Below are 20363 nucleotides of genomic sequence, written 5' to 3' on the forward strand. Positions count from 1 at the left end.
TGGCGCTACTCGGCGGGGGCCACCTTGGGAGCGGCCGGATCGGCCGCCATGGGCTCGGGGGTCTCGTCCGAGATATGGGTGCCGATGGAGACGGGATGCGACATCACCTCGCGCAGCTTCTCCTTGTCGAGCTCGCCCTCCCAGCTGCTCACCACCACGCAGGCGACGCCGTTGCCGACGAGGTTCGTCAGGGCGCGGCACTCGGACATGAACTTGTCGATGCCGAGCACGAGCGTCATCGCGGCGACCGGCACCGGGTTGTTGGGGATGGCGGCGAGCGTCGCGGCGAGGGTGATGAAGCCGGCGCCGGTGACGCCGGAGGCGCCCTTCGAGGTCAGCATGGCCACGATGATGATCGTCGCGTACTGGCCGATGGACAGATCCGCCCCCACGGCCTGCGCCAGGAACAGCGTCGCCAGCGTCATGTAGATGTTGGTGCCGTCGAGATTGAACGAGTAGCCGGTGGGGATGACGAGGCCGACCACGGAATCCGAGGCGCCGAGCCGGCGCATCTTGGTCATCATGTGGGGCAGCACGGTCTCGGAGGAGGACGTGCCGAGCACGATCAGCAGCTCGTCCTTGATGTAGGCGAGGAAGCGGAAGATCGAGAACCCGGCGATGCGCGCGATCGTGCCCAGCACGATGACGATGAACAGGAACGCCGTGACGTAGAACGTGCCCACCAGCCAGGCGAGGTCGACCACCTTGCCGATGCCGTACTGGCCGATGGTGAAGGCCATCGCGCCGAAGGCGCCGAGGGGCGCCAGCCGCACCACGAGGCCGATGATGCGGAAGAACACCTGTCCCATGGTGTCGATGGCGTGGGCGATGCCCTCGGCGCGCTTGCCCATGCCGGTGACGACGACGCCGGTGAGGATCGAGATCAGCAGCACCTGAAGCAGGTCGCCGGTGGCGAAGGCGTCGAAGAAGCTCTTCGGGATCAGGGCCATGATGTGCCCCGTGACCGAATCCTCGGCCGCGAGCTTGGCGTATTTCTCCACCGCCTTCGGGTCGAGCTTGGAGACGTCGGCGTTGAAGCCCGCGCCCGGCTTCACCACCTCGCCGACGATGATGCCGATGAGCAGCGCCAGGGTGGAGACCACCTCGAAATAGACGAGCGCCTTGAGCCCGACGCGGCCGACCTTCTTGAGGTCGCCGATGGAGGCGATGCCGTGCACGATGGTGCAGAAGATGATCGGCGCGATCATCATCTTGATGAGGGCGATGAAGGCATCGCCCAGCCATTTCATCGACTTGCCGGCTTCGGGGTTGAAGTAGCCCAGCGCGACGCCGAGCGCGATGGCGATCAGCACCTGGATGTAGAGAACCTTGTACCAGGGCTCGTGGGCCGCCGGCGCGGGGCCGTGCGCATCCGCCGCGTGGGCGTTGCCTGCGCCATTCTCGTCACCCCTGCGCGCGTCGCCGCACGCCCTCCCGGATTTATTGGGAGCGACGCTAGCGAAGTTATGCGGCCGGCTCAACGCGCCGTCAGTAATCCGCCTTCATGCGCATGTTACAAAAGCTGTCGATTACCGGATGCGCGACCTTTCGCGTGGGCGCGGCCGGCCTCACTCCTGGCATTCGGCGGGTATCGGCGACCGATGGCGAGCGTGCCTGCGGCGGCGGCCCGTCCGCCTGCCATCGGAGCGCCGCCGTGCCCTTCGCCCCTCTCCCCTTCCGCATCGCCCGCCGCGCCGCCGCGGCCTGCCTCGGCGTCGCCCTCGCGAGCGCCCCGGCCGCCGCCGACGTGCTCGCGCGGATCGACCAGTCGAGCCAGCGCATGCGCGTCTATGTCGGCGGCGCGCTGGCCTATGACTGGCCCGTCTCGACCGCCCGGCGCGGCTTCGTCACCCCGAACGGCAGCTACCGCGTCGGGCTGATGGCGCCCATGTGGCGCTCGCGCAAGTATCACGGCTCGCCGATGCCGCACGCGATGTTCTTTCGCGGCGGCTATGCCATCCACGGCACCTACGCCACCGGCGCGCTCGGGCGGCGCGCCAGCCATGGCTGCATCAGGCTCAGCCCCGGCCACGCTGCCGAACTCTTCCACCTCACGCGCTCCTATGGCGGCGCGCGGGTGGTGATCCGGAATTGACGGGAAGCGGCCGGCCGCTCAGGTCGGCTGGATGTTGCTGCGGCGCGGGCGCACGGTCCAGCGCTCGAAGGCGGCGCCCGGATCGTCCTGGGGCGCCTCGGCGGCGGGGGCCGGCGGGGGCGGCTGGATCGCGGCGCCGAGGGCCTGGGACAGGCTCTCGAACACGTCGTCCATGCGGGCGTCGGTGGGCGCGGCGGGGGCGGGCTCGGGGGCCTTCGGCAGAGGAGCCGGCTCGGCGGCCTTCACCTCTGGCAGAACCTCCGGCTCGGGGGGCTCCACGGGAGCGGGGGCGGGCGGGGTCGGCGGCGGGGTCGGGGCCGACATCCGCCGCAGGGCGTTGACCACGCCGTCGTCGGCGGCCGGCCGGGGGGCGCCGCCGTAGCGGCCGAGGCCGAAGCGCGGCTCGATCAGGTCGAGCACGGCGTCGAGGGCGGCGTTGGTGAGCCCGATCTCCCCGGCGGCCGGCGCGCCCTGAAGGGCGATGGCGTGGCGGTCGTAGGCGCCCTCCGACGTGACCTCGCGGCCGAACCAGAGCGGCGGCGCGAAGCCGGAGGCCTCGCCGTCCGCCTCGAAGGCGACGCTGACCAGATCGAGGGCGGCCGGCGTGACGTAGCGGTCGATCAGCACCTCGCGGCCGCCGGTCGAGAGAGCGGTGCGCTCGTAGACCGCCTTGCCCGAGCAGACGTCCAGCAGCGCGTCGCCATGGGCGCGCGGCACGTCGGTGCGCTCCTCGCTGGAGGTGCCGTCCGCGCCGGTCGTCACGAGGACGAGGTGGCAGCTCTGCCCGTCGACGCGCACGAACGAGGTCCGCCCGGCCTGGGGGGCGAAATAGCCCTCCGTGATGCGGGCGTTGCCGCGCTCCTTGCGGATGAGGCGGACGAGGGACGGGGCCACCAGGAATCGCCGTACGACGCTCATGTTACTCAACCCTCCGCGCCCTCGGCCCGACACGGCCGCCCGGCAAACCTCAGATGCGCCAATCGACTACGGCAAAAGGCGCCGAAATCAAGACGGAGGCGCCGAAGACGGTCCCTCCGTCCGCCGATTACTCGTCCGTCGGGGTGAAATTCAGGGCCGCGCCGTTCATGCAGTAGCGCAGCCCCGTGGGGGCCGGGCCGTCGTCGAAGACATGCCCGAGATGCCCCTTGCAGCGGGCGCAGTGGACCTCCGTGCGCACCATCCAGTGGCTGCGGTCGCTCTGCGTCTCGACGGCGCCGTCGATTGGGTCGAAGAAGCTGGGCCAGCCGGTGCCGGACTCGAACTTGGTGCCCGAGACGAAGAGCGGCGTGCCGCAGCCGGCGCAGGTGAAGGTGCCGGCCCGCTTCTCGGCGAGCAGGCAGCTCGTGCCCGCCCGCTCGGTGCCGTGCTCGCGCAGGACGCGGTACTGCTCCGGGCTCAGGCTCTCGCGCCACTCCGCCTCGCTGCGGGCCTCGGGGGGGCGGGTGTCGGTGTCGGCCATGGTCTCCTCCGGACTTTTCACAGGGCGGATATGGGGATGACGGCCATTCGCGGCGAGCCCTCGGGGGTTACGCCGCCGCCCCCACCGTGTCCGCCATCCGCGCTTCGCGTTTCCCGAGCGGCAGCTCCCGCCCCGTGGTGGTGTCGCGCCCGGTCTGGTGCTCCATCTCGGCGTTGATCTCGCCGCCGAGCAGCACGATGGTCGCCGAGATCCAGATCCAGGTCATGAAGCCGATGACCGCGCCGAGGGAGCCGTAGGTCTCGTTGTAGTTGCCGAAGCTCGCGACGTACCAGGAGAACAGCAGCGAGCCGACGAGCCACAGCACCCCGGCGATCACGCTTCCGAACCCGACCCAGCGCCAGCGCGCCCGCTCCCGGCTCGGGCCGTAGCGGTAGAGCACGGAGAGGGCGCCGAGCATCGCGAGGAGCAGCGCCGGCCAGCGCAGCAGGGCGACGAGCCAGGCGCTTCCGCCGATCCCGACGAAGGCGAACACCACCGGCAGCACCACGATGCAGGTCAGCGCCAGGATGACGAAGACGAGCGCCCCCACGGTGAAGGTCAGCGAACGCAGGTTCAGCATGACGAACGAGCGCTTCTCCTCCTCCTCGTAGACGACGTTCAGCGCGTCGAACATCGCTTTCATGGCGGCGTTGGCGCTCCACAGCGAGATCAGGAGGCTGGTGAAGAAGGTGAGGCTCAAGGAGCCGCCGCCCTTGGCGGCGATGCGCTTCACTTGATCTCCGATGATCTCGATGGCGCCGGACGGCAGCACGCCGTGAAGGCTCGCCAGATGCTCGTTGATGACGCCGACATCGGCGAAGAGCCCGTAGCAGGAGACCAGCGCCGCGAGCGCCGGGAACAGCGAGAGCAGGGTGTAGAAGGTGACGCCGGCGGCCACCGACAGCACCCGGTCCTTCACGAACTCCCGGTAGACGCGAAAGCCGATGTCCTTCCAGCCGGCGGCGGGGATATCGGTGGGCCCGCGCGCATGGCGGCCGCGATCGGCCTGGGTCGCCGCCACCAGGGCCGCCGAGCGCCCCTCATGCGAATGCGCGCCCTCGTCCGACCGCTGGCGCGACTCCTTCGGCTCGGGCGGTGCGGCAGGAGTCTCGCCGCTCCGGCTCCGGCGCGGCGCCAGCGTGACGGCGAAGAGGGCCGCCCCGAGCATCAGCGTCCAGAGGACGGAGCCGCCCTCCCCGCGCGAGGACGGAACGGGCCTGGGCGGGGCGGGCGGGGCCATCGGGATCCGGTTCGGGGAGGGGACGCGGCTAGCAGAACGCCGCTTACGGGCAGGCCGTTCCCTCAGCGCCGGTCAGGCATCGTAGAGATGCGCGAAACGCTCCCGCAAGACGTTCTTCTGCACCTTCCCCATGGCGTTGCGGGGCAGGTCGTCGGCGAACAGGATGCGCTTCGGCAGCTTGTACCGGGCGAGCCGGCCCTCCAGCCGGCCGAGGATGGCGGCCTCGTCCGGCGCGTCCTTGCCCGCCACCACGACGGCCGTGACGCCCTCGCCGAAATCGGCGTGCGGCAGCCCGATCACGGCGGATTCGACCACGCCGGGCAGCGCGTCGATCTCCGTCTCGATCTCCTTCGGGTAGACGTTGAAGCCGCCGCTGATGATGAGATCCTTGCCGCGCCCGACGATATGGACGTAGCCGCGCGCGTCGACCTTGCCGAGGTCGCCGGTGACGAAGAAGCCGTCCGCCTTGAACTCGGCCGCCGTCTTCTCCGGCATGCGCCAGTAGCCCTTGAACACGTTCGGGCCCTTCACCTCGATCATGCCGACCTCGTCGGCGCCGAGGACGGCGCCGGTCTCGGGATCGACCACCCGGAGCGCCACGTCCGGCAGCGGGAAGCCCACCGTGCCGGCGATGCGCTCGCCCTCGTAGGGGTTCGAGGTGTTCATGTTGGTCTCGGTCATGCCGTAGCGCTCGAGGATGGCGTGGCCGGTGCGGGCGCTCCATTCGCGATGCGTCTCGGCGAGCAGCGGCGCCGAGCCGGAGACGAACAGGCGCATATGCGCGGTCGCCTCCCTGGTCAGGCCGGGCTCCTTGAGGAGGCGCGTGTAGAAGGTCGGCACGCCCATCATCGCGGTGGCGCGGGGCATCAGCGAGAGGATCAGCTTCGCGTCGAGCTTCGGCAGGAACAGCATGGTGCCGCCGGTGGCGAGCACGATGTTCGTCGCCACGAACAGGCCGTGGGTGTGGAACACCGGCAGCGCATGGATGAGCACGTCGTCGGCGGTGAAGCGCCAGTAATCGACCAGGGTCAGCGCGTTCGAGGCGAGGTTGTCGTGGCTGAGCATGGCGCCCTTGGAACGCCCGGTGGTGCCGGAGGTGTAGAGGATCGCGGCGAGGTCGTCGGGCCCGCGCGCGACATCGGCGAAGCCGGGGGGCGCCCTGTCGGCGGCGTCCGCCATCGTGCCCCGGCCCGAGGCGTCGAGGGTCAGCAGGGCGCGGACCCCGGCCGTCTCGGCCACCGGCTTCAGCGCCGCCGCGCGGACGGGATCGCAGACGAAGACGGCGGCCTCCGCGTCCGAGAGGAAATAGGCGATCTCCGGCCCGGTATAGGCCGTGTTGAGCGGCAGGAAGACCGCGCCGGCCCGCACCGCACCGAGATAGAGGAAGATCACCTCGGCGCTCTTGTCGACCTGCGCGGCGACGCGGTCGCCCGTGCGCACGCCGAGCGCCTTCAGCGCTGCCGCATAGGCCGCCGAGCGCTCGAGCAGGTCGGCATAGCTGTAGCGCCGCCCCTCCGGCGTCTCGATGAAGACGCGCGAGGCCGGGTCGGCGGGCAGGGTCCGGCGGACCAGGGAGAACAGGTGGTTGGTCATCCGCTCGCGCTTTCCGATCGCGATCACACGGCAATCGTCGTGAGCGTGCGTTCTGGTGCAGGCGCCCGCGCGATTCAAGCCGGCCCCGTTTCCCTATCCGCCGGGCCGTCCGGCGCTCGCGCCGCCGTGTCAGCGAACATATATGGAACCGACGCCGACGCCCGGATGCCATGCCCGTCACCGCCGAGATCCTGATCCCCCTCGCCCTCGACACGGCCTACAGCTACGCGGTGCCGCATGGGCTGTCGCTCGCCGAGGGGGACGTGGTGCGGGTGCCGCTCGGGCCCCGCGAGATCGTCGGCGTGGTCTGGTCCCTGGAGGAGCGACCGGGCGGATCGAACCTGCGCCCCGTCAGCGGCCGCCTCGACGTGCCGCCCCTGGCCCCGGCCCTGCGCAGGCTGGTCGACTGGCTCGCCCGCTACACCCTGGCGCCGAAGGGCTCGGCGCTCGCCATGGCGCTGCGGCTTCCCGACGAGGCGGCGGCGCGCGAGACGATCCGGGTCGGGGTGCGTGCCTCGGGCAGGCCGCCCGCCCGCCTCACCCCCGCCCGTGCGAAGGTGCTCGAGGCCGCGGCCGGCGAGGCGCTTCACGGCAAGAGCGCGCTCGCCAAGGCGGCGGGCGTGTCGCTCAGCGTGGTCGACGGCCTCATCGACGACGGCGCCCTGGAGGCGGTGGCGCTGGCGCCAGAGCCCGTGGCCCTGCCCCCCGATCCCGATTTCGCCCGCGAGGTGTCGCTCTCGGCCGCTCAAGCGGAGGCCGCCGCCACGCTCGTCGCCGGCGCGGCGGAATCGCCCGTGACGCTCCTCGAAGGCGTCACCGGGTCGGGCAAGACGGAGGTCTATTTCGAGGCCGTCGCCGCGTGCCTGCGCGAGGGGCGTCAGGCGCTGATCCTGATGCCGGAGATCGCGCTGACCGCGCAGTTCCTCGACCGTTTCGCCGCCCGCTTCGGGGTACGGCCCGCGACCTGGCATTCGGGCATCGGCGGAAAGCGGCGCGAGCGCATCCGCGCCGGCGTCGCCGCCGGCGAGGTCGCGGTGGTGGTGGGCGCGCGCTCGGCGCTGTTCCTGCCCTTCGCGAAGCTCGGCCTCATCGTCGTCGATGAGGAGCACGAGACCGCCTACAAGCAGGAGGACGGCGTCCACTACCACGCCCGCGACATGGCGGTGGTGCGCGGGCATATCGAGCCCTGCCCGGTGGTGCTGGCCTCGGCCACGCCCTCCATCGAGAGCCGCGTGAATGTCGAGCGCGGGCGCTACCGCCGCATCGTCCTGCCCGAGCGCTTCGGCGGACGGCAGCTGCCGGATATCGCCGCCATCGACATGCGCCTCGACAAGCCGGAGCGCGGGCGCTTCCTGGCGCCGCCCCTGGTGAACGCGGTGATCCACACGCTGGAACGGGGCGAGCAGACGCTGCTCTTCCTCAACCGGCGCGGCTACGCACCGCTGACCCTCTGCCGTTCCTGCGGGCATCGCTACCAGTGCCCGCAATGCTCGACCTGGCTGGTGGAGCACCGCTTCCGCCGGGCACTCGTCTGCCACCAGTGCGGGCATACGGAGCGGCGACCGGAGGCGTGCGTGGAATGCGGCACCTTCGACAGCCACACCGCCTGCGGGCCCGGCGTCGAGCGGATCGCCGAGGAGGCGGCCGCGCTGTTTCCCGACAAGCGCGTCATCGTGCTGTCGAGCGACTTTCCCGGCGGTGCCGAGACCCTGCGCGCCGAACTCGACGCGGTGGCGGCCGGCGAATGCGACATCGTCGTCGGCACGCAGCTCGTCGCCAAGGGACACAACTTCCCGCACCTGACGCTGGTCGGCGTGATCGATGCCGATATCGGCCTGACCTCGGGCGATCCGCGCGCGGCCGAGCGCACCTTCCAGCTCCTCCAGCAGGTGACGGGCCGGGCCGGGCGCGGCGACCGGCCGGGGCGCGCCCTCGTGCAGACCTATCAGCCCGGCCATCCGGTCATCGCAGCGCTGCTCTCCGGCGAGGCGGAACGTTTCTACCAGGAGGAGATCGGCGCCCGCGAGGATGCCGGGCTGCCGCCCTTCGGCAGGCTCGCGGCGCTGATCGTCTCCGGCACCGACAAGGAGGCGGCCGAGCGCCACGGGCAGGCGCTAGCGCGCGCGGCCGAGCCGCCGGCGGGAATCACCGTGCTCGGCCCGGCGGAGGCGCCGCTGGCGCTGGTGCGCGGGCGCCACCGCTTCCGCCTGCTGGTGAAGACCGAGCGCGCCGTCGACATCCAGTCCTACCTGCGCGACTGGCTCGCACGCGGCCCCAAACCACGGGGGAATGTCAGGGTTCAGGTCGATGTCGACCCGCAGAGCTTCTTGTAGGACGGCCCGCAGGTGCTATGCCTTCAGGCACACCGAAGAGGAGCGTATCCGTGCTGAGCTACGAGAAGAAACCGGGTGCCGACTTCGCCGAGATCGTCGTGGACGGGAAAATCTCCGACGAGGAGATGAACACGGTCATGACCGCCATGAAGGCCGATCTCGAGAACGGCCGGCTGAAGCTGCTCGAGGACATCCGGGCCTTCGAGGGCATGGAGCCGGCGGCCTTCTTCAAGGACCCGCGCTTCGGCATCGCCATGGCCAAGGGCATCAGCCATGTGGCGCTCGTCACGGACGCGCATTGGCTCAAGGTCGTGGCCGAGACCTTCAGCTTCGTCTCGCCCGCCAAGATCAAGGTCTTCGAACGCTCGAAGATCGACGAGGCGCGGACCTGGCTCTCCGCCGCCGTCTGAGAACCCGTAGCTGGAATCAGTTCGCCTGGGCGGTGCGCGTGGCGCTCCGCCGGGCGGTCCAGCGGCCGGAGCAGAGGGCCGAGACCTTCCAGGTGCCCGAGCCCGACTGGGCCTGAAGCCGGCCCGACGCCGCGCCGCTGGCGCTGCCGTTCGAGACGTTGAGGCCGACGCTCCCGTCCGGCCCGACCTTGCCGCTGAGCCGCGCGCCGGAATCCGCCGCCGACAGCAGGCGCACCTGCCCCTCGCTGACCGACATCGAATAGCTGTAGCGCGCGTCGCAGACGCCGCTGTCCGTCACCAGCTCCACCGACCAGGTGCCGTTGTAGCCGCCCGTCTCGGCGGCCTTCGACTCGAAGGCGGCGAGGCCGGCGAGCAGGGCGAGAGCGGTCACGACCTTCGACATTCAGAACACCTCTTCGCGGACATGCGTCGGCGGCTTCCCGCGCGGCATGCGCGCAGGCTTGGGAAGGAGTGCCGAGGCGTCCGCCCCGGCATCGGCTGGAATAGGCTTTCCCTGCCGGAATGAAACGGCAAGATTATGACCGATGTCGTGCCCGCTCATCGGCCATAAATCAAGATCACGCCCTGCCCTTATCCCGATCTCATATGCACAAAGGCTGAACGGATCGCCCATCCACAGCGCAGTTTCACCGCGGAAATTGCCGTAAGCTTGGCTATGGAGCGGAACTGCCACGCTCGTCTCGTCGTTGCCGATCCATCCGAACGCAACGACAGGACATCGCCCATGACATCGCCCATGCGCACGTTCATGCCCATCGCCGCCACCCTGGCGAGCCTCCTCGCGGCGGCAGGCGCCTCCGCCCAGACCACCGTCATCGAGCGGGACGCGCCGCCCCGCGCCGTCGTCATCGAACGGGAGGAGGCGCCCGTCGTCGTCGAGCGCCGGGTGGTGCCGGTGGAGCGGGACTCCGGCGGCTGCGAGACGAAGACCGTCACCCGCACGGAGGAGGACGGCTCCTCCACCACGGTCCGCCGCGAACGCTGCGACTGATTCTTTTCGGAGGGTCCGGGGGCGGCGCGCCGCCCCCGTCAGGCCCGCAGCGCCCCGTCGAGATCCTCGATCAGGTCCGCCGGGTCCTCGAGGCCGATGGACAGGCGCACGACCTCGGGGCCGGCGCCGGCGGCGGATTTCTGCGCGTCGGTGAGCTGCCGGTGCGTGGTGGAGGCCGGGTGGATCACCAGCGAGCGCGTGTCGCCGATATTGGCCAGATGCGAGAACAGGTGCAGGTTCGAGACCAGCGCCACGCCGGCCTCGTACCCGCCCTTGAGCCCGAAGGTGAAGACCGCGCCGGCGCCGTTCGGCGAGTAGCGCTTGGCCAGCGCGTGGTAGCGGTCGCTCTCCAGCCCCGGATAGCTCACCCAGGACACCGCCTCGTGCGTGCTGAGGAAGGTCGCGACCTTGAGCGCGTTGTCGGAGTGGCGCTGCATGCGCAGCGGCAGGGTCTCGATGCCGTTGAGAATCAGGAAGGCGTTGAAGGGCGAGAGCGCCGGTCCGAGATCGCGCAGGCCCAGCACCCGGCAAGCGATGGCGAAGCCGAAATTCCCGAAGGTCTCGGAGAGCACCATGCCGGAATATTCGGGCCGGGGCTTGGAGAGCATCGGGTAGCGGTCGTCGCCGGCCCAGGGGAAGCGGCCGCCGTCGACGATCAGGCCGCCGATGGAATTGCCGTGGCCGCCGAGGAACTTGGTCGCCGAATGCACGACGATGTCGGCGCCGTGCTCGAAGGGCCGGATCAGGTACGGCGTCGCCATGGTGTTGTCGACCACGAGCGGCACGTTGTGCCGGTGCGCGATCTCGGCGATGGCGGCGATGTCGGTGACGACGCCGCCGGGATTGGCGATGGATTCGCAGAAGATCGCCTTGGTGCGGGGCGTGATCGCCCGCTCGAAGGAGGACGGATCGTCGGTATCCGCCCAGACCACGTTCCAGCCGAAGCTCTTGTAGGAGTGGTTGAACTGGTTGATCGAGCCGCCGTAGAGCTTGTTCGCCGCCACGAACTCGTCGCCCGGCTGCATCAGCGCGTGCATGGTCAGGAACTCGGCGGCGTGGCCCGAGGCCACGGCGAGCGCGGCGGTCCCGCCTTCGAGGGCGGCGATGCGCTCCTCCAGCACGGCATTGGTCGGGTTGGTGATGCGCGAATAGATGTTGCCGAAGGCCTGGAGCCCGAACAGCGAGGCGGCGTGGTCGACGTCGTCGAACACGAAGCTCGTGGTCTGGTAGATCGGCGTCGCGCGCGCCCCCGTGGCCGCGTCGGGGGCGGCGCCGGCATGGATCGCCAGGGTGTTGAAGCCGGGAAGGCGGTCGGACATCGGGGCTCCTGAGGTCGGCCGGCGGGGCCGTCGAGCGGGTCGTGTCGCGTCCTGTACGCCCGCGGGCACGAGGGGTGCAAGGCGAGCGGTGCGCGGCGAGCGGGCCGTGTCTCAGTTTGAGATGGGGACGGAAGGTCTGCAATGGGTGGGAAGCGGACCTCCACAAATCGAACCATGTGGGAGTGAGAGAATGGTCAACCTCGATTATTTCCTGCGATGAGCCGACCGCTTACGACGGTCACATAGCCTGTTGTCCAGTGATCTTTTCCAAGCTCGTAGGCGTCAATGATAAAGCCTTCTGGAACATCGCGGAAACCATCTAACAATACCGCGCGCTCTCGCGCCTGAAGCGCTTCTTCTCGCGACGAATAAACGCCTATGAGTTTGTCATCGCTGTCTCCGTCGCCGAGATCATGCTCGTGGAAAAGCAGATAAACTGTCGTCATCGAAGTGGCCGCTTCTCTGGCAGGAAATCGCGAACACGACCCGTAGCATGAACGCGGCGTCTGCTCAGGGTCGAGAACGGGCGGTCGAGCAGGCGCCGATTTCAAACGGAAGCACTGCCGATGCGCGCGCCGCGCGCGCAACGGTTGCCCCATCCCTAAAAAGGTCGGAAAGGTCGTGCGTTCGGGCTTCGCCCCCGCGACGACACGCCTACAGGTCATCCGCCTCGATGCTGAAAACCGCCTTCGTCGCCGCCCGCGACCGCCAGCGCCTGTCCGAGATCGCCACCGTGCTGATCGGCTTCGGCGTCAACAACGTCGTGGACAAGCTCGGGCTGCGCTACATCCCGATCGTCCCGCGCCGGAAGCCGCGCATCGACGTGACCCGGCTCTCGCAGCCGGAGCGCCTGCGCCGCGCCATCGAGGCGCTGGGGCCGACCTTCATCAAGTTCGGGCAGGTTCTGGCGAGCCGCCCGGACCTGCTCTCGCCGGTCTGGACCGAGGAGCTCGAGAAGCTCCACAGCCAGGTCTCGCCGATGCCCTGGGAGCAGATCCGCCCGCAGCTCGAAGCCGATCTCGGCGCGCCGCCGCAGGAGATCTTCGCCGAGTTCGACACCAACGCCATCGCCTCGGCCTCGATCGCGCAGGTCTACCGCGCCCGCCTGCATTCGGGCGAGGACGTGGTGGTGAAGGTGCTGCGGCCGGGCCTGCGAAAGGTCATCGACGCCGATCTGCGGCTGATGGCGCATGGGGCGCGCATCGTCGAGACCGAGTGGCCGGACATGGCGCGCTACCAGCCGCGCGAGCAGATGCGCCACCTCGCCGCCGGCCTCAACGGCGAGCTCGACCTCATGAACGAGGCCCGCAACTGCGAGCTGCTCGCCTCGATGTTCGAGGGCCGCGACGACATCGTCTTCCCGAAGATCCACTGGGAATGGTGCTCCGAGCGGGTGCTGGTGCAGGAGTTCATCCACGGCATCTCGCCCACCGACGAGGAGGGCCTGAACCGAATCGGCGTCGACAAGAAGCTGCTCGCCCAGAAGGGCACCGACGCCTTCCTGCGCATGGCCCTGATCGAGGGCGTCTTCCACGCCGATCCGCATCCGGGGAACCTGCTGGCGCTGCCGGGCAACCGAATCGGCTTCATCGATTTCGGGATCGTGGGGCGCCTCTCGCAGAAGCGGCGCAACCAGCTCCTCGTGCTCATCGGCGCCATGCTGAAGCAGGACGCGGACGGGCTCATGGCCGTGCTGCTCGACTGGACCGGGGCCAGCAACCCGGACATGACCAAGCTGGAAGGCTCGGCCCAGGCCTTCGTCGAGAGCCACTCCTCGATCCCGCTCAATCTCGGCCTGGTGCTCACCGACTTCATGACCATGGCCCGCGAGAACGACCTCGCGATGCCCACCGACCTCGCCATCCTGTTCAAGGGCCTCGTCACCGCCGACGGCGTGATGCGCTACCTCGACCCGAACTTCGACCTCTTCGCCGCCGCCGGCCCCACCGTGCGCGCCACCATGTCGAAGCAGTTCTCGCTCAGCGGCCTCAAGAGCAAGGCCGAGGCGCTCGGCGTGGGGCTGTTCGGCGCCGCCTCCGAGCTTCCGACCCTGATCCACCTCATGCTGGTGCGGCTGAAGCAGGGGCGCGTCACCGTGGAGATCGAGGTCAAGGGCCTCGACAAGGTCACGCGCGGCATCGAGCGGGCGGCCGCACGCGTGGCCGTGGCGCTGGTGGTGGCCGCCTTCGCCACGCAGCTCGCGCCGCGCCTCATCGATCTCGGCACGCCGGCCTTCGTCACCGTGGGGATGGTGGTCTTCACCCTCGGGGTCGGCTGGCTGGTGCTGCTCGGCCGCAACAGATGACGCAATGCAGCGGAGCCGGCCCCAAGAATTGCGTAGAATCCGACAATTCGTGAAAACTCTAACAGGCTCGATCTTTACTTGCGCCCCGGCGGCAACGTGCTAGGATTCGCACTCTATCGAACCGCGAGGCGTTGAGGCGCTCGGGGAGAGCGAGAAGCGGATCGATCCGCCCGCTCCCGCCGTTCGCCGACGGCATGTCGCTCCGTCCCCCGGATCGGTCGAGAGACGCGACGTGACGGAACGGCCTCGACGCCTGTCCGCCCCGTGGCGGAATGGGGGGCGCGGTGGTTCGAGCGAGCACCTTTGCCGACATCCAGATGAACGAGCGCGGCATCGGCGCGCTCGAAGCCGAGATCGCGGATCGCGGTTTCGCCCTGTCCGGGCCGGACGACGGGGCGGGCGGCGTCGACGCGGAGGAGATCGATCGCTTCTGCGACACGGCCTGCGCCTGCCACGACGAAGGGCCGCAGGCGGGAGCCGACGATTGCCGGGGCCGGCTTGTGGCGACCGCCGCGCGGCTCGCCTATTCCGAAGCGGTGAACGCGCAGATTCGTGCGAGCGAGGACATGCATCGGCGCCTTCTGGCCGCGATAACGGACGGAGTGACCCTGCTCTCCGGCGACGGCCGGATCGAGATGGCGAACGCTCCCGCCCTCGCGCTCTTCGGCAGGGACGACCTCGTCGGCCGCTTCTGGCCGGACCTGTGGACGCCGCCGGAGCTCAGTGAACTCGCGCGGGGCTCCCTGGACGCTGCCCGCGAAGGACGCACGCAGCGGTTCCAGGCCCCCGTCGGCGACGGCGGCGAGGCACCGGCGACATGGCTCGACATCACCGTCTCGCCGATGCCGCCCCTGGCGGGCGGTGAGGCCCAGGTCCTCGCCGTCGCCCGCGACATCACCGAGCTGAAGACCAACGAGGCGCGCCAGAGCCTGCTCATGCAGGAGCTCGCGCACCGCATCAAGAACACCCTCGCCATCGTGCAGGCCGTGGCGACGCAGACCCTGCGCAACGCGGTCTCCCTCGACGCGGCGAGCGAGGCGCTGGGCTCGCGCCTCATCGCGCTGGCGCATGCCCACGACGTGCTGATGCAGGGCTCCTGGTCGAGCGCCTGCCTGCGCGGCCTGGTGGAGAGCGCCGTGGCCCTGCACGGGGACGGCGAGCCCGACCGCTTCCGCCTGAGCGGCCCGGACATCACCCTCGGCCCCCGGCCGGGGCTGACCCTGGCGCTGATGCTGCACGAGCTCGGCACCAACGCGGCCAAGTACGGCGCGCTCTCCTCCCCCGAGGGCCATGTGGCCGTGAGCTGGGAGGTGGTGGAGCGCGACGGCGCGGATCACCTGCGCTTCCGCTGGGAGGAGATCGGCGGGCCGCCGGTCTCGCCGCCGACCCGCGTCGGCTTCGGCTCCCGCATGATCGAGCGCAGCCTGGTCCACAGCTTCGGCGGCAGCGTGGCCCTGTCCTATCCGCCGACCGGCGCGGTGCTGACCCTGGAGGCGGCGCTCGCCGCCGTCGTCGCCGACGCGCTCTGACGGGGCGCTTCCAAGCGCCGCACCGCGCCTGCCGCCGGGCGCCGTCCTGGGATGCCGCAGTGCAAAATCACCGGGCCGCCGTTCTTGACGGGGGCGGTCGCGGGGAATAGGGCCCGGACTAGTCCCGAGGATCGCCGCAGGCCTGATGACCGACACGCCGTCCGAGAATCCCGTCGTCCTGCTCGTCGAAGACGACGGACTCCTGCTGATGGAGGCCTCCGACACGCTGGCCGACGCCGGCTTCACGGTGCTCGAGGCGACGCATGCGGACAAGGCCCTGAAGGTCCTCGAAAATCGCGACGACGTCGGGGTCCTGATGACCGATGTCGACATGCCCCAGGGGTCCATGGACGGCTTCGCCCTCGCGCGCCTCGTGGCGCGGCGCTGGCCGGCCATCCCCGTCCTCGTCGTCTCCGGCATGGGCACTCCCGGCCCCGACGACATGCCCGACGGCGCCCGCTTCATCCCCAAGCCCTACGAGCCGCGGACCCTGGTGCGGACGCTCCGCGCCTTCGTCCAGCGCGCCGCCTGAAGGCGCCCATGTCCTCCACGATCGACTCCTCCAAGACAGACTCCTCCGAGAATCGCCCCCGCCGTTTCGCCACCCAGGCGATCCATGCCGGCGCCGCGCCGGACCCCGCCACCGGCGCGCGGGCGCAGCCGATCTACTTCACCAACGGCTTCGTCTTCGATTCCACCGAGCAGGCGGCCGACATCTTCGCGATGCGGCGCACGGGCTTCTCGTATTCGCGGGGCTCGAACCCGACGGTGGCCGCGCTGGAACGCCGTGTCGCGGCGCTCGAAGGCGCCAAGGCGGCGGTGGCGGTGTCGTCCGGCCAGTCGGCCGTGCTGCTCGTGCTGATGACGCTGATGAAGAGCGGCGAGGCCTATGTCGCCTCCCCGCGCCTGTTCGGCGGCTCCCTCGGGCTGATGCGCCGCCTCGACGGGCGCTACGACCTGAAGCCGCAATTCGCGGCCGGGCTCGACCCGGCGGATTTCGAGGCGGCGATCACGCCGCAGACGCGGGCGATCGTCTGCGAGTCGATCGTCAACCCGTGCGCCACGGTGGTCGATCTCGCGGGGATCGCCGAGGTGGCCCGCCGGCACGGGCTTCCGCTGGTGGTCGACAACACCCTCGCTTCGCCGGCCCTGATCCGGCCGATCGAGTACGGCGCCGACATCGTCGTCCACTCCACCTCGAAGTTCCTCGGCGGCTCCGGCCAGACCATCGGCGGCGTGATCTGCGATGCCGGCCGCTTCGACTGGAACCGGCCCGGCCGCTACAACCTCGTGAACGAGCCCTGGCCCGATTACGAGGGGCTCGTGGTCACGGAGCGCTTCCCCGAGATCGCCTTCGCCGTCGCCTGCCGACTGTTCGGCCTGCGCGACCTCGGCCCCGGCCTCTCGCCGATGAACGCGTTCCTGACGCTCACGGGCATCGAGACGCTGCCGCTGCGCATGGAGCGGCACTGCGCCAACGCGCGGGCCGTGGCGGCCTATCTCAAGGCGCATCCGGCCGTGGCCTGGGTGAGCTATCCGGGGCTGCCGGGCCAGCCGGGCGAGGAGATCGCGAACCGCTACGTCCCGAACGGGCCGGGCTCGATCTTCACCTTCGCGCTCAAGGGCGGCGAGCCGGCGGCGCTGCGCTTCATCACCGCGCTGGAGCTGGTCTCGCATCTCGTGAACATCGGCGAGATCAAGTCGCTGGCGATCCATCCGGCGACCACCACGCACCGCCAGCTCCTGCCGGAGGAGAAGGCGGCGTCCCTCGTCGGGCCGGAGACGGTGCGCCTGTCGATCGGTCTCGAGAACGTCGAGGACATCATCGCCGACATCGAGCAGGCCCTGGCCCGCGCCGGCTGATCCCCGCGGCCGCTCAGGCCGCCGCCACGAGGGCGCCGGCAGGGTCTTTCAGGGCCGCCTCGTGCTCGCCCAGGAAATGCGGCACGCGGCTCGCGGCGATCGGCTTGGAATAGAGATATCCCTGCGCGTAGCTGCACCCGCCCTGCGTCAGGAAGGCGGCCTGTTCCCGCGTCTCGACGCCCTCGGCGGTGACGTCGAGCCCGAGGCTGGTGCCGAGCTGGAGCAGGGCCGTGACGATGGCGGCGTCGTTCACGTCGCTGGCGAGGTCCGAGACGAAGCTGCGGTCGATCTTGATCTCGCTCACCGGGAAGCGCTTCAGATGCGTGAGCGAGGCATAGCCGGTGCCGAAATCGTCGAGCGCCACGCGCACGCCCGCCTTGCGCAACGCCTCCAGCGTCTCGGAGATGCGCTCGCTCTGCCCGTGGATGAGCACGGTCTCCGTCACCTCGACTCCGAATCGTGACGCCGGCAGTCCGGCGTCGTCGAGAATCCCGAGCAGCACGGCGGCGAGCTCCCGGTCCGCGAACTGCGCCGTCGAGAGATTGACGAAGACGCGGCCCGGATCGAACCCCTCGGCGATCCAGCCGGCGACATCGGCGGCCACTTGGCGGGCGAGGCTGAGACCGAGCAGGACGCCGACCTCCGCGTCGTCGAAGACCGAGGCGAAGGCGGCCGGCGCCAGGACGCCGCGCACCGGATGCTGCCAGCGGGTGAGCGCCTCGAAGCCCACGATCCGGCCGGTCTCGAAGCTCACCTTCGGCTGGTAGAACGGGACGATCCGGCCCTGCTCCAGCGCCGCCCGGAACTCCCGGCTGAGGGCCACCCGCTCCTCGATCCTGACCCTCATCGACCGATGGAACAGGCTCGCCTGGTTCCGGCCGGCGCCCTTGGCGGCGTAGAGGGCGAGATCGGCGTTGGTCAGCAGATCGGCGGCGTTGTCGGCGTGCTCCGGGTAGAGGGCGAGCCCGAGGCTCGCGCGCGGCGACACGTTGCGGCCGGCGATCGAGACCGACGGCGCAAGGACCTCGAACACAGCGTCCGCCATGGCGTGGATGCGCTGGCGCGGGACCCCGAGCCGGCGCCCGCCCCCGGCGATCACGATCACGAACTCGTCGCCGCCGAGACGCGCCACCAGATCCTCCGGGCCGAGGATGCCCGACAGCCGGCGGCCGATCTCCTTGAGGAGCGCGTCGCCGGCATCGTGCCCGAGGGTGTCGTTGACCTCCTTGAAGGCGTCGAGATCGAGGAGGATCAGCCCCAGGCTCGACGCGTCGATGGAGGCCGAGACGATCGCCCCGTCGAGGGTGGACTGGAACATCGCGCGGTTCGGCAGGCCGGTCAGGGGATCGTGGCTGGCGGCCCGGCGCACCGCCTGCTCGGCGAGCTTGCGGTTGGTGATGTCGACGAGGCTCGACACCACGCAGGTCTCGCCCCGAAGCTCGACGCGGCCGGCGGAGATCAGCACGTCGCTCGAGCGCCCGTCGAAGCCCGTCACCGGGATCTCGAGCTCGCGGACGATGCCGTGCTTCTCGATCGCCGCCTGGATCAGCCGGCGCGCCGAGAGCGTAGTCAGGTCGCTGGTGTTCAGGTCGAAATGCCTGCCGGGCTCGGCGATCCCGAAGAAGCGCGAGGCGGCGTCGTTCATGCTCTCGATCCGGCCGGTCTGCGCGGACGAGACGACGATGGGAATGGGGACGGCCCGGTACATCGTCTCGAAGAGCCGCTTGTTCTCCGCGAGCTCGGCGTTCGTCAGCCTCAGGGCCTCGACCGCCGCCCATTCGACGCGGCGCAGGCGGTTGGAGCGCAGGACGACGAGGAGCAGGGCGATGATCTCGATCGTCGCGGCGAGCAGCAGTCCGAGGCTGGTATCCGGCAGCGGCAGGGGCAGCATGTAGCCGCCCATCAGCACGGCGGCGCTCCCGAAGCCCACGGTCAAGGTCCAGCGGAAGCGCGTCGGCACCACGATCAGGAAGATCGCCGGCACGAGCAGCACCACGAACAGGGCGATGTCGGAGCGGGACGAGACGAGAACCGCGATGCCGGCCGTCATCGCGGCCTGCCAGCCGATCATGATGCGCTGGAGATGCGCGAAATCCCGCGCCCGCGGGGCGAGCCACAGGCAGGCGAGAGAGGCGGCCACGACCATCAGCCGCGCGGGGATCGCGACGTAGAAATGCGGCTCGCCGTGGAAGCGCCAGTCGCTCGCCAGGAACACGAAGTTCAAGATCGCCGAGAGGGCGAAGAGCAGCCGCGCATGGCGCAGCGTCTCCGGCAGCCGGTCCGCCTGAAAGGCCGCCTCGCGGTACGGGCAGAGGAACTCGCCGCCAATACGGCTCAATGTCGTGTCCAGCATGGCCGGACTGTCGCAGCCAAAGGCTCAGGAGCGGTTAACGTGCCGCACCGTCACCGTTTTCCACCATCCGCTCGCTTTCGGACGGCTCGCCGCGCCGGCGCGAGAGGGCACGCAATGCACCCCGCAGGGTGCGCACGTCCTGCTCGGTCATCGCCATGCGGTGGAGCATGTCGCGCATGTTGCGGGCGATGATCTCGCGCTTCTCGGGCGGGTAGAAGCCGGCCCCGGCCAGCGCAGATTCGAGGCTCTCGAACAGGGACAGCAGCGCCGCGCGGCTCGCCGGCGGGGCGATCATCGCGCCCTCGAAGGGCAGCACCGCCCGGCCGGACGCCTTGCGCCACTCGTAGCCGACGAGCAGCACCGCCTGCGCGAGGTTCAGCGAGGGGAAGTCCGGCGAGACTGGGAAGGTGACGATGGCGTCGGCGAAGGAGACCTCGTCGTTGGACAGCCCGACACGCTCGCGCCCGAACATCACCCCGACGCGCTGTCCGGCGCGGGACACCAGCTCCGCCATCGCGGCGTCCGGCGCGAAGACGCGCTTCATCTGGCCGCGCTCGCGCGCCGTGGTGGCGAGCAGGAAGTTCAGGTCGGCGATCGCCTCGGGAACGGTGGCGTAGACGCGCGCGCCGTCGAGCACATGCGTGGCGCCGGACGCGGCTTCCCGCACGCCCTTCTTGGGCCAGCCGTTCTTGGGGGCCACGAGGCGCAGGTCCGATAGCCCGAAATTCGCCATGGCGCGGGCGGTCATGCCGATATTCTCGGCAAGCTGCGGCTCGACCAGGATGACTGCGGGCGTGTCGTCGCGCGGAATTTCGGTGGTTTCGGCCATAATGGGCCCTGTCGCACGCGCGG

19 protein-coding genes are annotated in these 20363 nt (G+C 70.2%); 8 read left to right on the forward strand and 11 right to left on the reverse strand.

What is annotated here, in order from left to right; genetic code table 11:
* Nucleotides 1-5 precede the first annotated feature (5 nt).
* Nucleotides 6-1319: a dicarboxylate/amino acid:cation symporter gene (locus tag ACP56T_RS01890; RefSeq protein ID WP_430910534.1), complete on the reverse strand. Its 1314-nt coding sequence runs from the start codon at nt 1317-1319 to the stop codon at nt 6-8.
* Nucleotides 1320-1654: 335 nt separating this feature from the next.
* Here ACP56T_RS01890 and ACP56T_RS01895 point away from each other — a divergent pair, with 335 nt between their 5' ends.
* Complete coding sequence (locus ACP56T_RS01895; protein ID WP_430910402.1) at nt 1655-2095, forward strand: L,D-transpeptidase; 441 nt, start codon at nt 1655-1657, stop codon at nt 2093-2095.
* Nucleotides 2096-2113: 18 nt separating this feature from the next.
* On the opposite strand, the gene ACP56T_RS01900 is transcribed toward ACP56T_RS01895, so the two are convergent.
* The 4 genes from ACP56T_RS01900 to ACP56T_RS01915 all read right to left on the reverse strand — a co-directional run bounded on the left by ACP56T_RS01900 (nt 2114) and on the right by ACP56T_RS01915 (nt 6387).
* Nucleotides 2114-3013, reverse strand: coding sequence for a hypothetical protein (locus tag ACP56T_RS01900; RefSeq protein ID WP_430910403.1), 900 nt, complete (start codon nt 3011-3013; stop codon nt 2114-2116).
* A gap of 127 nt (nt 3014-3140) precedes the next feature.
* Nucleotides 3141-3554: a peptide-methionine (R)-S-oxide reductase MsrB gene (msrB, locus tag ACP56T_RS01905; protein ID WP_430910404.1), complete on the reverse strand. Its 414-nt coding sequence runs from the start codon at nt 3552-3554 to the stop codon at nt 3141-3143.
* A 67-nt stretch (nt 3555-3621) separates the two neighbouring features.
* Nucleotides 3622-4794 (reverse strand): YihY/virulence factor BrkB family protein, encoded by a 1173-nt coding sequence (locus tag ACP56T_RS01910; RefSeq protein ID WP_430910405.1) that lies wholly within the window; start codon nt 4792-4794, stop codon nt 3622-3624.
* A 72-nt stretch (nt 4795-4866) separates the two neighbouring features.
* Entirely contained in the window at nt 4867-6387 is a 1521-nt protein-coding gene (locus tag ACP56T_RS01915; protein ID WP_430910535.1) for a malonate--CoA ligase, read from the reverse strand.
* Between the two features lie 170 nt (nt 6388-6557).
* Between ACP56T_RS01915 and ACP56T_RS01920 the strand changes: the two genes are divergently transcribed.
* Both ACP56T_RS01920 and ACP56T_RS01925 read left to right on the forward strand, forming a co-directional pair.
* Entirely contained in the window at nt 6558-8720 is a 2163-nt protein-coding gene (locus ACP56T_RS01920) for a primosomal protein N' (RefSeq protein WP_430910406.1), read from the forward strand.
* 50 nt (nt 8721-8770) lie between these two features.
* Nucleotides 8771-9130, forward strand: a complete 360-nt coding sequence (locus tag ACP56T_RS01925) for a SpoIIAA family protein (RefSeq protein ID WP_430910407.1) — start codon at nt 8771-8773, stop codon at nt 9128-9130.
* 16 nt (nt 9131-9146) lie between these two features.
* On the opposite strand, the gene ACP56T_RS01930 is transcribed toward ACP56T_RS01925, so the two are convergent.
* Together ACP56T_RS01930 and ACP56T_RS01935 are read right to left on the reverse strand one after the other, a co-directional pair.
* Nucleotides 9147-9533, reverse strand: coding sequence for a hypothetical protein (locus ACP56T_RS01930; RefSeq protein ID WP_430910408.1), 387 nt, complete (start codon nt 9531-9533; stop codon nt 9147-9149).
* A complete protein-coding gene (locus ACP56T_RS01935) occupies nt 9534-9824 on the reverse strand; it encodes a hypothetical protein (RefSeq protein ID WP_430910409.1) in 291 nt (96 codons plus the stop codon).
* A 51-nt stretch (nt 9825-9875) separates the two neighbouring features.
* Here ACP56T_RS01935 and ACP56T_RS01940 point away from each other — a divergent pair, with 51 nt between their 5' ends.
* A complete protein-coding gene (locus tag ACP56T_RS01940; protein ID WP_430910410.1) occupies nt 9876-10142 on the forward strand; it encodes a hypothetical protein in 267 nt (88 codons plus the stop codon).
* A 38-nt stretch (nt 10143-10180) separates the two neighbouring features.
* Here the strand turns inward: ACP56T_RS01940 and ACP56T_RS01945 are convergent, their stop codons facing one another.
* Entirely contained in the window at nt 10181-11461 is a 1281-nt protein-coding gene (locus tag ACP56T_RS01945) for an O-acetylhomoserine aminocarboxypropyltransferase (protein WP_430910411.1), read from the reverse strand.
* 194 nt (nt 11462-11655) lie between these two features.
* Complete coding sequence (locus ACP56T_RS01950) at nt 11656-11907, reverse strand: DUF7336 domain-containing protein (RefSeq protein ID WP_430910412.1); 252 nt, start codon at nt 11905-11907, stop codon at nt 11656-11658.
* Nucleotides 11908-12134: 227 nt separating this feature from the next.
* Here ACP56T_RS01950 and ACP56T_RS01955 point away from each other — a divergent pair, with 227 nt between their 5' ends.
* From ACP56T_RS01955 to ACP56T_RS01970, 4 genes are all read left to right on the forward strand, one after another.
* Nucleotides 12135-13766, forward strand: a complete 1632-nt coding sequence (locus ACP56T_RS01955) for an ABC1 kinase family protein (protein WP_430910413.1) — start codon at nt 12135-12137, stop codon at nt 13764-13766.
* A 284-nt stretch (nt 13767-14050) separates the two neighbouring features.
* Nucleotides 14051-15295 carry a sensor histidine kinase gene (locus ACP56T_RS01960; RefSeq protein ID WP_430910414.1) on the forward strand — a complete coding sequence of 415 codons (1245 nt, stop codon included), beginning with the start codon at nt 14051-14053 and terminating at the stop codon, nt 15293-15295.
* Nucleotides 15296-15440: 145 nt separating this feature from the next.
* The gene (locus ACP56T_RS01965) at nt 15441-15827 is read left to right on the forward strand and encodes a response regulator (RefSeq protein ID WP_430910415.1); all 387 of its coding nucleotides are present in this window, start codon (nt 15441-15443) and stop codon (nt 15825-15827) included.
* Nucleotides 15828-15835: 8 nt separating this feature from the next.
* Complete coding sequence (locus tag ACP56T_RS01970) at nt 15836-17158, forward strand: O-acetylhomoserine aminocarboxypropyltransferase/cysteine synthase family protein (RefSeq protein ID WP_430910416.1); 1323 nt, start codon at nt 15836-15838, stop codon at nt 17156-17158.
* A gap of 13 nt (nt 17159-17171) precedes the next feature.
* Here ACP56T_RS01970 and ACP56T_RS01975 read toward each other — a convergent pair whose 3' ends face one another.
* Entirely contained in the window at nt 17172-19511 is a 2340-nt protein-coding gene (locus ACP56T_RS01975; RefSeq protein WP_430910417.1) for a putative bifunctional diguanylate cyclase/phosphodiesterase, read from the reverse strand.
* Between the two features lie 34 nt (nt 19512-19545).
* Nucleotides 19546-20340 (reverse strand): RNA methyltransferase, encoded by a 795-nt coding sequence (locus ACP56T_RS01980; RefSeq protein ID WP_430910418.1) that lies wholly within the window; start codon nt 20338-20340, stop codon nt 19546-19548.
* Nucleotides 20341-20363: the final 23 nt, after the last annotated feature.

Origin of the sequence: Methylobacterium endophyticum (assembly GCF_050591105.1) — a bacterium.
Lineage (GTDB): Bacteria > Pseudomonadota > Alphaproteobacteria > Rhizobiales > Beijerinckiaceae > Methylobacterium.